This is a genomic window from Pseudomonas sp. B14(2022) (assembly GCF_012030485.1).
Classification (GTDB): Bacteria; Pseudomonadota; Gammaproteobacteria; order Pseudomonadales; family Pseudomonadaceae; genus Aquipseudomonas.
Map to the genome: position 1 here is coordinate 238,560 of NZ_JAAUVM010000002.1, position 13,389 is coordinate 251,948.

General features: G+C 57.2%; 9 protein-coding genes and 1 pseudogene. 4 read left to right on the top strand and 6 right to left on the bottom strand.

Annotated features, from left to right (window positions below; translation table 11 throughout):
• Positions 1 to 5: 5 nt before the first annotated feature.
• On the bottom strand, positions 6 to 1,127 hold the full coding sequence (locus HCF10_RS04560) for an amidase (RefSeq protein WP_029300029.1): 1,122 nt from the start codon (positions 1,125 to 1,127) through the stop codon (positions 6 to 8).
• A 518-nt stretch (positions 1,128 to 1,645) separates the two neighbouring features.
• Here HCF10_RS04560 and HCF10_RS04565 point away from each other — a divergent pair.
• The 4 genes and pseudogenes from HCF10_RS04565 to HCF10_RS31150 form a co-directional block, all read left to right on the top strand.
• Positions 1,646 to 1,891: a hypothetical protein gene (locus tag HCF10_RS04565; RefSeq protein ID WP_135196254.1), complete on the top strand. Its 246-nt coding sequence runs from the start codon at positions 1,646 to 1,648 to the stop codon at positions 1,889 to 1,891.
• Positions 1,892 to 1,984: 93 nt separating this feature from the next.
• Positions 1,985 to 3,544 (top strand): methyl-accepting chemotaxis protein, encoded by a 1,560-nt coding sequence (locus HCF10_RS04570; protein WP_029291090.1) that lies wholly within the window; start codon positions 1,985 to 1,987, stop codon positions 3,542 to 3,544.
• 166 nt (positions 3,545 to 3,710) lie between these two features.
• Complete coding sequence (locus HCF10_RS04575; RefSeq protein ID WP_029291088.1) at positions 3,711 to 4,187, top strand: MarR family winged helix-turn-helix transcriptional regulator; 477 nt, start codon at positions 3,711 to 3,713, stop codon at positions 4,185 to 4,187.
• Positions 4,188 to 4,203: 16 nt separating this feature from the next.
• Positions 4,204 to 4,305, top strand: a pseudogene (locus HCF10_RS31150) (c-type cytochrome); the annotation flags it as partial.
• A gap of 228 nt (positions 4,306 to 4,533) precedes the next feature.
• Here the strand turns inward: HCF10_RS31150 and HCF10_RS04580 are convergent.
• From HCF10_RS04580 to HCF10_RS04600, 5 genes are all read right to left on the bottom strand, one after another.
• Positions 4,534 to 5,070, bottom strand: a complete 537-nt coding sequence (locus tag HCF10_RS04580; RefSeq protein WP_135196255.1) for a sulfurtransferase — start codon at positions 5,068 to 5,070, stop codon at positions 4,534 to 4,536.
• A gap of 1,555 nt (positions 5,071 to 6,625) precedes the next feature.
• Complete coding sequence (locus HCF10_RS04585) at positions 6,626 to 9,049, bottom strand: efflux RND transporter permease subunit (protein ID WP_029291085.1); 2,424 nt, start codon at positions 9,047 to 9,049, stop codon at positions 6,626 to 6,628.
• A 52-nt stretch (positions 9,050 to 9,101) separates the two neighbouring features.
• Positions 9,102 to 10,205, bottom strand: a complete 1,104-nt coding sequence (locus HCF10_RS04590; protein WP_029291084.1) for a WD40/YVTN/BNR-like repeat-containing protein — start codon at positions 10,203 to 10,205, stop codon at positions 9,102 to 9,104.
• A gap of 68 nt (positions 10,206 to 10,273) precedes the next feature.
• Positions 10,274 to 11,635, bottom strand: a complete 1,362-nt coding sequence (locus HCF10_RS04595; RefSeq protein WP_029291083.1) for a DUF1329 domain-containing protein — start codon at positions 11,633 to 11,635, stop codon at positions 10,274 to 10,276.
• A 15-nt stretch (positions 11,636 to 11,650) separates the two neighbouring features.
• Positions 11,651 to 13,300: a DUF1302 domain-containing protein gene (locus tag HCF10_RS04600; protein WP_029291081.1), complete on the bottom strand. Its 1,650-nt coding sequence runs from the start codon at positions 13,298 to 13,300 to the stop codon at positions 11,651 to 11,653.
• Between the last annotated feature and the right edge of the window lie 89 nt (positions 13,301 to 13,389).

Genomic DNA, 13,389 nt, shown 5'->3' on the forward strand with positions numbered 1-13,389 from the left:
CACGGTCAGAGAAGGTTGGAATCGAGTCGCCGCAACAGTTCACCCGCGACTGCCAGAAGCAGTTCGTCGGCGCCCTTGGCAGCGATCAGTTGCAGGCCGACCGGCAGGCCGGATTTCCCTTCGAAGGGAATGCTCAGTGCCGGATGACCAGAAAGATTGAAAGGCCGGACGAAAGCGGTCATACCCAGCACCGCACGGGTGTCTGTCGCATCTTCGAGACGCAGTGGGTAATCAGGCATGGTCGGCAGAGCCAAAACGGGAAAGCGGTCGAGGGCAGCATCCACTTCGGAGGTAAAGGTGGCGCGCACCTGCTCGGCGGCCGCTAACGCTTGATCGCTGGTCTGCCCGGCAGCCTGCAAGCGAGCGGCGACATCCGGGGCGACCAAACCGGTCTCGAGCAGATGCCCGCACGCGTTCCAGGTCTCTCGGTTGATCACCACCATGGCGGCGTCATAGGCGGCTTGCATGCTATTAAGCTGCACCTTGCCGAGCACGAAGCCACTGGCATCAAGCACCGCATCGATGGCGTGCTGCACCTCGGCCGACGGCTCGACCGAGACCCTACCGATGCAGATGTCTGTGGCTTCGGGCAATGGCTTGAGCGAAGGATCGATGATGCGCATCGCCTCGATCAGCAGGGACAAGCTGGCAGCAAAGGGGCCGATGCAATCCAGGCTAGTCTGCTCGGGCATCACACCCCGACGATCAATGCGACCGAACGTAGGCTTGAAGCCGAACACGCCACAGCAGCAGGCCGGAATGCGCACGGAGCCGCCGGTATCGGTGCCCAGGGAAAAATCACAGAGACCGGCAGCGACGACTGCAGCCGAGCCACTGGAGGAGCCTCCAGGAATACGCCCGGGATAACGAGAGTTCTCGGCGGTTCCGGCGTAATTGTTGATGCCGGTGGTGCCATAGGCAAGCTCGTGCAGAACGGTCTTGCCGATAATCTGACAACCACCGTTAAACAGCGCATCAACCACCGCGGCATTCCGCCGGGCGGCCTCGACATCCTTCAGCGCCCTACTGGAAGCGCGGGTCGGATAGCCGGAAATATCGATGGTGTCTTTCACCATCACCTTCCGGCCAGCCCCCCCTAGCTTCATCTTTTCGATCACCATCGTCATGCCATCCACCTTATCGACCATTGTTGGCGTGGCGAGCATGAAGCCGCCGATTCGCTAAATCTAAAATCGCCATAATTACGTGAATTGTCAATTGAATTATCTATAAATATAAATTCTTTAATTAGCGCAATTTTCCAGTAAAAAACCCACCACCGTGCAGATTAGTAACACCCAAAAAACCGATCGAAAATCAAAAAAAAAAAATTTTAATTCAATAAAAACATATAGATATTAGAAAAACCCTAACGAAATGTTTAAAAATCGAGTGTTACTAGGTTTTATTTTTTAGCTCAAAAAAAGAATGAACAGCACTAAAATTACAGAAAAAAACCTTCGTAGAAATCATAAAAAACAGAATTTTTTTATGCTTTCCAACATTATAAATTCTTGAAAAAATCACTTAAATCACTGTTTTTACTGGCGATACCATTGCCCCAAGACAAATTCTCGAGCAGTGGCTTTTCAGTTGATGGGATCGGGGCAAGTGTTCGCACTGCTGGTGCAGCTCAGGTCCTGGCATGCAACCTGCTATTTCGCCCGGAGCGCATCGATCGCTCTCAGGCGGTGGTGCTCTTGCCGGTGAATGCCGCATTGCGCATTGCAAGAGACAAAGCCAGTACTCGCAGGCACGACCATTCAGCAGCGTCGAGGAACGCATCATCGAACGCGAGTTGCAGGCGATCAATCCAGGCGACGTGCTCAGAGTGGCGCTGAATCTGGATCAGGGGCTAGGGGTGCGCGGAACTGAACGAGCAGATGAGTGAACGCCCGGAAATGGGTACGAGCACTGATCAACCAAAGCGGCATCAAGGCCCGCGCCGAGAGCTTCTGTCCTGGTAATCATAAGGAATCGTTTCATGAACTTTACCGCCCATCCCGAAATCCAGCGTTTCGATGAGCCACCGATTTCACGACTGGACCCGCAAGGCACGCTGCTCAGTTGCAATGCGGCCTACCTACGCATGTGCGGCCTGCGCGAGGACGAACTGGTCGGCAAACCGCATGAGCAGATTAACGATCCGCGCATGCCTGCCGTCGTCTTCGACAGCATGTGGCGCGCACTACACGCCGGTGTGCCCTGGACCGCGCCGGTGATGGGCCGGCACCGGCAGGGTGAGCGCTACTGGCGCAAGCTTTACGTGGTCCCCCTATTCGATGGAGGGAAACTATCCGCCCTGGGCACCGCTTACCAACCCATCAACGAGCAGGAGATACTAACGGCCGAAGCCCTCTACGAACGCCTTGATCGCGCCCGCTCGCCCTGGACACCAGGCCAGCGCATCTCCTCGTTGCTGGCTGCTCATGGTCTGCAACTGGGGTTGGGGCTGCTGGTTCTCGGCGCGATCATCACGGTACGCCTGCCAACGACTGCCGGGCTGCTGACTCTGCTCGCCCTGCTACTTGCCGGGTTGCAGCCAGCACTCCGCCAGCGCCGCCTGACCCGCGACATTCTTGACCAGTACAGGGAAATTTACAGCGAGCCGCTACTGGCGCCACTGCACAGCAATCACGCTGACAGCAGTACACTGCTTGTCATGGCCTTAAACAGCCAGCGCGCGCGGATGACCATAGTCATGTCACGCATCTGCATCAACAGTGAAATTCTACGCCAGCAGGCACATACCTCGTCTGAAGTAGTGGAAAACGCAGCAGAACAGCTAGATAAACAGGTACGCGAGACCGAACATACCGCCGCGGCGATCAACCAGATGAGCGCCACCATCCAGGAGCTTTCACGCAACCTGCAGAGCACCACCATGGCCGCGCAAAACGCTGACCAGTTGGCCCGTGATGGTGAACGCCTCTCGGACGACAGCCAGAACTCCACTCAAACCATGCGTACCTCCGTACAGGAGATCGGTAGTGCCGTCGCCCATCTTGCCGAGGCCATCGAATCCATCGGCAGTATCACCACGGTGATTCAGAGCATCGCCGAACAGACCAACCTGTTGGCTCTCAACGCTGCTATCGAAGCAGCACGCGCCGGCGAGTCCGGCCGTGGCTTCGCAGTGGTCGCAGACGAAGTCCGTAGCCTCGCCTCACGCACGCGTGAGTCGACTCATGAAATTCAGCGCTCCATCGACAGCCTACGCAGGGGTAGCAGTCACGCGCTGGCGACAGCACAACGGGGAGAACAGGCGGCGCTGCGCGCCAGCGCAGATGTGCAGCAGACACGTCAGTCACTGTCACGCATCTGTGAGGAAGTCGGCCAGATCAGCGACATGAGCCAACAGATGGCCGCTGCAATCGAGCAGCAGGGTCAGGCCGCCGAGCAGATCAACCAAAAGATCAATGAGATCGCCGGCTTCACCGAGCGCTCCAGCCAGCAGGCAGGGCGCAATGCCGAGGTCAGCCAGGCGCTGCATCAACTCGCCGAATCGCAACTGGGTCTGGCCCAGCGCTTCTTCAAGGGCTGAACGATCCCTAAAGCCGAATACCGACAACCACTGAGAGTGACATGAACATTGCAATCATCGGCACTGGAGTCATAGGCTTGCCATCATGTGACATCTTGAATGGGGGTGCCGGATTTATTAGAAATGTCTATGATTGTCAGTCGATGTTCACAAAGCAGTCCCTTCCATGTCCATCCCCAAGAAAAACCGCAGTCGCTACAACCCTGCCAGCGAAGATTTTCACAAGGAAGAGTTTCCTTTTTACTGGCTGGTACGCGTGTACGGGCGCTACACCATGTCCATGGAAAAGCTGCTCAAACGGATCGACCTGGATATTCCGCGCTGGCGGGTGCTGAACATTCTCTTCGAGAACGACGCCGCCAGCATCTCGGAGATTTCTGACCACGCCGTGGCCAAGCTTTCGACCATTACCAAGATTGTCTATCGCATGAAGGAGGATGGTCTAGTGGAAACCAACCAGAGCACCCAGGATGGCCGCATCACTCAAGTCAGCTTAACCGTGGCAGGGCGTCGGGCGTTCTTTGATATGCACGAACTCACTGCTGAATTATTCCACAAAAGCTTTAAGGGCCTGACCGAAGCTCAACTGCGCAAACTCAACCAAGTCTTGGCGAGTATTTTTGCCAACCTGCCTGAGCATTGATTTCCAAATAAACTTGAGACATGTGACAGAGGGCTTCGGCGCTATGCCACCACGCGGCTTCCGCATGGATTGCAGTACTGAAGACTACATGGCTGTGATTGCCTGGATGTCAAAGTAATTAGCTGATATCCCTCATCCCCAGAGCGGTTCTGCGCAAACCCTGAACCACTGATTGTTCGCCCGGGCCTGGAAGAAAGCGCACGCGCTATCGACAACAAAGCGTAATTGGGGTCGACAAGGCGACCACCATGCACCCGTTGAGCAAGGGCTACAGCGATGCGCAGATCGTCCAACAACCGAACTATGACAACCAGACTCTCCAACGCGGCACTGTTCGAAAACCCTCTCAGGTCGATGTCTCGAAGTAGCATTCCATCGGAAGGGTCGCATCGGCGCCCCATTCACTCATTGAGTTATCGTAGACGGCAATGTTGTCATATCCCAGCTGATAGAGCCAGAACGCGTCGACCGCAGCGAATATGCCACTTCCGCAATAAGTGATGAATCCTTTGGATTTGCTTGTCTGCGCTTCTATGAAGTACCGGGAGATTTCCTCTGGGGTTTTAAATAATCCTGTTTCAGGATCCAGCAGTACTTTCTGGGGGACATTCACACTTCGGGGAATCCTTCCTGGACGTCCAAATGCGGTCCCCTTTCCATTATGCACGTCAGCGCCCAAAGCGCTGATTGTGCACATTGAAGGATCATTGATTGCGCTCAGTACCTCCGCTTTTCCTACGAACAGTTCGGGTCGAGGCTGAATTCGCAGGGTGCCAGCAGAATATTTGCAGGGAGAGTCTGACAGGGCTCGCTTTTCTGCCTCCCACTTCTCATGTCCTCCATCCAGGATCGACATATTGTCAAAGCCCAACCACTTCAACATCCACCAGAATCGCGCAGACCACGACACCCCGCTTCGACAATAAACCTTCAGGTCAAGACCTGACCGATCGCGAGTATGAATACCTTTGGTATGACAACTTCTTTTGGGGTGGCAACGATCAAGCTATGTTTTCTCCAGCACCAGGTCGTTCGGCTTATGTATCGCTCAACATGAAGCTTTAAACACGGCGTTGGGAAAAGACAAAAGCAGAGCGATCTCTGGCTTTTTACTTCTTGAGCATTGGTCATAAAACCCACGGGAGCGCCGATGTTGGCATAGATGCAAAGCTCCGAACGCATAGGTCGCCATACGAGAGGGTTGGCATCAGCATCCGCACAGACCCGTGCAATCGTTCAATGATCGAATGGTTGTTGCTCAGCTTCGGGGTCCAGGGAATACCGTTGGCAACATTTTCTGAAGTTTAAAGTGAGTAAAAAGGTGCTGAGGCAGGTGAGCATCAAAACGGCAACTGGGCAGATTTGTATCGGTGAGCACCGTGTGCTGAAACAGCAGTGAGCAATACCCGCGGCCTTCCCACGCGATTCGGTCATGGTGCTTGTCAGCACAGCCTTGGTGAGGCATCTGGCCCATGAGAGGCATGCCGTGGCACTCCATCCCAGCCATGCTCACTAATTGGTTTTTACCCTGGGCAAGGCTGTCCCCCTGACTAATCAGCGGGCCGGCAAAATCATCAGCATGGCGAAAAAACTCAGCTACGCCCGATGATTAGCCGCTTACGCACTAGCAGGAGCTATATTGATAACGCGTAGCTTTCGATACCTGCGGTTGAGCACCGTATCCGCGTGTGGGCAGCCAGTGAAGAAATCCAACATCCTCCTTGCTTGCCAATGACACCAATCGAAATCCCATGGTATCGGCGGAAAAGGGATGCGAAAACGAACTAAGCCTGCTATTAGCAAGCGTCAAATTAAAAGAAGCGCTAAGGTTGGGAGGGGCAGGAATATCGTGGGGGAACTTTGCAACGCAGATCAGGTTAGGACGCGGGTTTCGTCCGACACGCAGCAGCCATGTCAGACAAAAATAGAACGCTATGCTTAACGTCACCGCAGAACTTATAGGGCAGGGAAGCTAGAATCCCATCTGCCTGCTGGTTATCTAGCTAGATCGGTGCTTTGATCTGGCTCTTGTTGCTCAATGCAGAACAGAATTGACCTCCAATGCCATTGAGTTCAAGCCCGCTCATCTTGCCATGCCCTAACCCGCAAGCGAACACATTGAATAACCCGACCGTACATGAATGGTTCTGCATCCACTGAAGACCCAATTCCTGGCGGCGTAGCCAGTTCCTCCCGCCTACCACACCTGCAGCAGCCGATAGTTTTCCAGGCTCGCCTGCAACTGTACCTGCGAGCACTGCTGCTACACCGCCTGGATCAGGATGCTGCCGGCCAGTAACGTGACGGATGGTTGTACAGAGCAAGACTTGACGGAGTTACGGCCGATCAATCAAGTCCTCGCAGCGGAACCGACCGCGACAACGTTGCAGACTTCCCCCGGGGCGTTGGCGTGGTAGGTGCCCTCTTACCGAGCAGCTTCAGCGCTGCTTGACTAACTCCGTGGTCAGCTTCGCTTCAGGCTTTTTTGCGAAGACCTTCTGTGGCAGCAGCAGCCAGGCCAATGCCGGCAACAAGATCAAGGCACCGAGCATATTCACCAGGAACATAAAGGCCAGCAGGATGCCCATGTCTGCCTGGAACTTGATCGGTGAGAAAGCCCAGGTCGACACCGCGACCGCCAGTGTCATGCCAGTGAGCAAGACCACTTTGCCGGTGAACAGCAGCGCCTGGTAATACGCTTGGGCCAGGGTATCGCCGGCACGCATTCGAGCCAGGATCACGCTCAACACATAGAGCGCGTAGTCAACGCCTATGCCCACGCCGAGTGCGATCACCGGTAGTGTCGCGACTTTAACGCCCATACCCAGACTCACCATTAGCGCTTCGCAAAGTATCGAGGTGAGCATCAGCGGCAGCATTGCACAGAGGGTGGCGCGCCAACTGCGGAAGGTCAGCAGGCATAACAGGCTGACCGCACCGTAGACCCAGAACAGCATCTCACTCATGGATTTTTTCACCACGATATTGGTCGCGGCTTCGATCCCGGCACTGCCCGCGGCCAACATGAATTTGACCTCTGGCACCTGATGCTCAGCGATAAATTTCTCGCTGGCCTCCACTACTCGATTTAGGGTATCTGCCTTGTGATCGGCCAGGTAAACGTACAGCGACAGCATCGAGCAACCTTGATTGAACAGCTCCCGTGGCGCTCGGGTCTGAACCGCACCCAACGCGCCGTCATTGGGAATCAGCTCATACCATTTGAAGTTGCCTTCGTTGTAACCCACCGTGGCGATCTTGCTCAGCGCAGCCATGGAGGTGGTCGACTCCACTCCCGGTAATTGCTCAAGCCGCGAGGCCAGCGCATCCACTGCGGACAGGCTGGCGTAGCGCGTGCACTGATCTTCCGGGGTTTTGATCATGACCACGAAAATATCCGAGCTGGCCGCATAATTACGGGTCATGAACAGCGCATCGCGGTTGTAGCGCGAGTCGGCGCGCAGCTCCGGGGCGCCGGGATCAAGATCGCCAATTTTCAGGTGCAGGCTCACGGCAAAACCGAACACGGCCAGCAATAGGCCGCCCAGCATGGCGCCAATCGCCCAACGACGCTGGGTGAACAGATCGAGAAAACGCCACAACGGATGTTTGATCTGCGCCTGCAACTCGGCGTTTTCCGAACTCAGGCTGCGTTGTGCCGCTGCCGGGCTGACACCGAAATAGCTGAGCAGGATCGGCAGCAGAATCAGGTTGGTGAAGATCAGCACCGCCACGCCGAGGCTGGCGGTAACCGCCAGGTCCTGGATCACCCGGATATTGATCACCAGCAACACCGCAAAGCCCACTGCATCGCAGAGCAACGCGGTCATGCCGGCGGCGAACAGTCGGCGGAAGGTATAACGCGCGGCGACCACCCGATGGGTGCCGCGACCGACGTCCTGCATGATGCCGTTCATCTTTTGCGCACCATGGCTCATGCCGATGGCAAATACCAGAAACGGCACCAGCGCCGAATAAGGGTCCAGCTCATAACCAAGGGTGGCGAGCAGACCGAGCTGCCAGACCACTGCCACCAGCGAGCACGTCACCACCACCAGGGTACTGCGCGCGCACCGGGTGTAGCCATAGAGCACAACCACGGTCACCAGTACCGCCACCACGAAAAACAGCAGTACCTGGGTCACCCCCTCAATTAGATCGCCGACAATCTTGGTAAATCCGGTGATGTGAATCTGCACATCATCGGTCTGGTACTTGTCTCGCAGGGTTTCCAGTTGTCGAGAAAACTCACCGTAGTCCAGGGGCTTGCCGGTCTGCGGGCTGATTTCCAGCAGGGGCACGAAGATCACACTGGACTTGAAGTTGCCGGCCACCAACTGACCGACCTCGCCCGAGCGGGCGACGTTGGTACGCACCTGTTCGATACTAGCGACAGAGCCATCGTAGTCGTCGGGAATCACCGTGCCCCCATCCAGGCCTTCTTCCGTCACGGCGGTCCAGCGTGTGGTCGGGGTCCATAACGACTTCATATAAGGCCGATCGACGCCTGGCAGCAGATAGAGCTCGTCATTGAGCCTGACCAGCGTGTCGAGGTACTCCTTGGTGAAGATGCTGCCCTGCTTGACTTCCACGGCGATGCGCAGCGAGTTGCCCAGGCCGCTGAGCTCGCTGCGATTCTCCAGGAAGTTGGCGACATAGGGGTGACCGGTAGGAATGGTCTTTTCATAACTGGCGTTGATGCCAATGCGCGTGGCTTGCCAGCCAAGCAGCAGGGTCACCAGCAGGCACAGCAGGATCACCAGCGGTCGATGGTTGAAGATCGCACGCTCGGCGAAGTTGCCCGACGCCTGGTCAAAGTCTTCCAGGCGGCCGATCACGGTTTGGGATTTGTCGTCTTTCAAGTTTGACTCCTGTTGCACGGACCTTAGCCCGATAGCACTACACCGTGAAGTTTCAAGGTTGGCCGGATGCCCGCGGATCCTGGTCAGCGGCCACGCCGCTCAAACCGACGCTGGCCAGACTGCCGTCGGCCGCCTGCTGCACGGCAGCGACCGTCGCGCCGCTGCGGCTCTGACGTTTGTTGAAGCTGCGACCCTGGTCGTGGCTGAACAAGAGTTCACCGCTCTGGCTGACCATCAGCAGACTGCCGTCGCGCAGTTCGATGGCGCTCGCCAGCGTTGAGTGGATGCCAGTGTCGAGACGCCGCCAGTTGTTGCCACGGTCATCGGACCACCAGGCGTTGCCGCGCAGCCCGTAGGCAATCAAAGCGCCACTGCTCGTGCCGAGCAGGCCGAAAAAGCTGCCTTCATACGGTGACTTCAAGGCCTTGAAGGATGCCCCGGCATCGCTCGAACGCAACAGCAAACCGCGCTCCCCCACCAGCAGCAGGTCAGTGCCCAAAGCCCGGATGCCATACAGGTTGAGGCCCTGGGGGTTGTCCACATTGCGCATCCACGGTTGCCAACTGCGTCCTCCGTCGTCAGTGCGGTAAATCTGGTTATAGGCACCCACAATGTAGCCATGCAGCCGGTCACTGAAGTACAGGTCAAGAAACGGCTTGTCCGGTCCATCGTCCAGCAGTTGCCGTGCCTGTTTCAGCTGGCTGGCACCGCCCGGTTGATCGGCGTCACGCTGCGCGGCCTGCACGGCCAGCGCGGCAGCAGCCTCACCGTCGAGTTGCTTGTGCCAAGTTTCACCGCTGTCCCCGCTGTGCAGTACGACACCCAGGTGACCGACCGCCCAACCCTGCTCGGCATCGACGAATTGCACCGCCGTCAAGCTGACACTGACCGGCACACTGGCCTGGCGCCAACTTTTCCCCGAGTCGTCCGAGAGCAACACGATTCCCCGCTCTCCGACCGCCACCAAACGCTCCCCGGCCCGGGCCAACCCGAGCATTACCGCGCGTTGGGCCTTGGCGGTCGGCAATGCCGGCTGCTGCAATACCGCTAACGTTGCGGCCTGCGTGCCCACGGACGTGCTCGCCATCAGGCACAACGCCAGGGCACACGCGCCCCGTCGCAGGCCGCAGCGTGCTAAGAATTTTTCGATGTTCATGTCTTTATTCCGCTCGGAAAATTTCCAGCGACCGGGACGAGATTTTCGCCCGCCACAGCCGCCCAGGTTCAACGCATGTTTTCGTTGGCCATGGCATCCGGCGTGAAGTAGGAGGCCGAAGGCTTCGCGACTTTCTTGTACTGAACCGCCAGGTCATTGCTCGATGAGTTGAGGAAGTAGGCGCCGGTGTCGAGGTTGTAACTGCCCCACATGACCTGTGCAGTGAGCGCCGGCAGGTCCGGTGCCAACAGCGTCAGCGAATACATCTGGCGTCCCAGTTTGCCCTGAGCGTCATACCCGTCGGCCATCAGGATCTGCCAGGAGTCCTCGTCGACGTAGTAGGTTCGACGCGGCACCACATGGCGTTTGCCGGATTTAAGCGTGGCCTCGACCACCCAGACCCGATGTTTCTCCCAGCGCACCAGATCGGGATTGAGGAAGTTCTGTTTGACCAAATCGTCGCTCTTGGCCAGACCGGCGCGGTTGTTGTTGTAGGCGACGATCAGTTCTTTCTTGCCCATCAGTTTGAGGTCGTAGCGATCGGTCGGCCCGAACAGCATGAACGCCTCATCGAAGAAACCGACTCCGGAGGTCACAAAGTCTGGTGTGTCATAAGCAATATTCGGTGCCCGACGCACGCGGCGCTGTCCAACCAGATACTGCCACGCCGCGCGGTTGGCCGGATCCAGGTCCCAATGGGTCATCAGACCTTCGCCAGCCTTGGACGAGGGCAGTTCGGTCAGCAGCTTGCCGAGCAGGTACTTGCCGGAATAGTTTTCCAGGCTGCCGCCTTCGACGTAGTAGGGAAACTGGTAGGTGTACTGGGCGCGAGTCGCCTGGACTTTTTTGCCGCCGGCGGTCATCAGCCAGGTATCGAAAGGTGCATAGATGGTGTCGCCGCCCTGCCAGGACAGCCGGTAGTTCCACAGTACTTGCGCGCCGTTGCCCGGAATCGGGAACGGAATGCCGCCGTAGGCGCTGGCGACTTTCTCGGTCTCAACGTCCAGCGTCGCGCGCACGGCATTCTTCGCGGTGTTGTCATACACCCATTGCGGGGCCGCTGCCGAGCGATGGGTTGGGTAGACGTCCAGGCGATAGTCCGGGTATTTCTTCAGCAGAAGCTTGGTGCCTTCGGCCAACTGATCAGCGTACTGCTGCATATTCGAGGCGCTGATCGAATACAGCGGCTTTTCCGCTGCAAAGGGATCGGGACGTTTGTCACCTGGTTTGTATCCGGGCGCGACCTTGGTGTAGCCGCCGGTCCAGGCCGGGATGCTGCCATCGGCATTACCGGCGCGCTCCGCGCCAACGGGCGTCAGCTCGGTTTTCAAACGTGCCGCCTGCTCAGGCGATACTGCCGCCTGCGCCAGGCTAATGCCGGCAAGGGCCAGGGCGAGGACGCAAGTGTTGAGAATTGTTTTGTTCTGCATGGCGAATCCACCTTATTAGAATGAGGTTTTCAAGTAGAGAGAGACGAAGTCACGGTCGGCCAGTGACTGCCCGTAGCTGAAGTTTCCGTCCTGTCGAAGCCCGGCTTTCGGGGCGCCGAAGAAGTTCACGTAGTTCAGGCCGACATCCCAGCGCTGCAAATAAGTCGCCTTGAGCCCAACGCTCCAGTCACCGGAGTGGGTATTGCCGAAGCCCGCTTTGTTGACGGCCGAAGAGCGACCATCGAGCACGATCCCCATACCTATTGGCACCGTCAGGTCGACCCCGTCGATAACCTGGAAGTACGACGGCTCCAGCAAAACCCTCAGGGCCGTTGCATCGCGGGTTGTGTTGGAATCCAGTGCCGCAGCGTTCTCGGTGATGCTCAAGGTGCGGTTCCAGGCCAGCTCGGCCAATGCCGAGCCGCCGTCCCAGAAGGCGTTCGGTGACAACAGGTAAATGGCCGACAAGTTGGCGTGCGCGGTTTTACCCCGAGCAAATAGCGAGTTGTCGCCACCGTCCGCTGCCAAACCCGGGGTCACCACTTGCAGATTGCTCACCAGCGGCGCATTCCAGCGCACAGAGGTCTCACCGGCAAAGTTGAACGGGCCATAGGCCGTGGAGAAACTGACACCCGCCGTCTTGATATCTTCGGCATACACCTGACGATAAGAACCGAGGATTGGCAGCCCGGTGGCCGCCGCAGCCGCACCATCGAGGTAGGCGTACAGGCCAATCGGCGTCTTGTCGTGATACTGCGCAGCGTAGAAGCCCAGTTCCAGCTCGGTCCCGGTCGGTTTAAAGCGGATTTGCATCCCCCCTTGCCCCGAATTATTCGGTTTCAAATCGCCACCATTCACTGTGTCGTTGCCAAACACTTCGCGCAGCGAACCGCTGCCGTAACCGATGGCATCGGTATCGCTCAGGTAGCTGCCGGCGCCCGGCAGATTGGAGCGTTCCCATTCAAACTGGTAGTAAGCGCCCACCGACAACTGCGGGTTAATTTGCAACTGCCCGGAGATCTGATTGACCGGACGCAGGATCTCTTTGAACTGGGTTCCCGGCACGCTGAGCAGCTTGACCACATCCGTTGGGCCTTGGGCATTGGCGATCCCGTTTCCTCCATAGAACAGGCTTTCTCCATAGATCAGGCTATGCCGCCCCAAACGCGCCACGCCCTGAGAGTCTTCACCGAGGTCTCCACGCAGGAACACAAAAGCGTCGAGAATTTCTGCGTCGCGCCCGTGGAGCTTGCGCGTCTCGCTGAGGAAATGCGTTTGCTCACTGCTGTCGGTGTCTTGGTTATAGATATCGTCGTACCAGGCCGCGCCACTCACCCGTAGCCCGTAGTTTTGCCGGCTGAGGTCCATTTCGGAAAACAGATCCAAACGGTTGGAGACCAGGCCGCGACTGAAATTTTTATCTCCCTGGCTTTGGATCGAGGGAAACAGGCCATTAGCGGTCGGCGCATTGACCAAGCGATCGTCCTGGCCATTCACACGCCAGGCCTGGCTGTATTTGATGGTGTTGTCCCAGCGCAGCTTCCAGTCGGAATCGCCGAGGTCCATTTGCATGGCCTCGACCCGTTCGACCATCGCAGTGGTGCTGCATAACACCACAAACAATGCGCAGTATTTGAAACCAGAAAAGCTCTTGAAGTTGTCCATGGACGCTCCTGTTTGTTTTTATTTTCGGCATGGCTTTGCACGCATGGCATCAGCCAATACGCTCGAGCAGCAGCTTGTGCTGCTGTCTT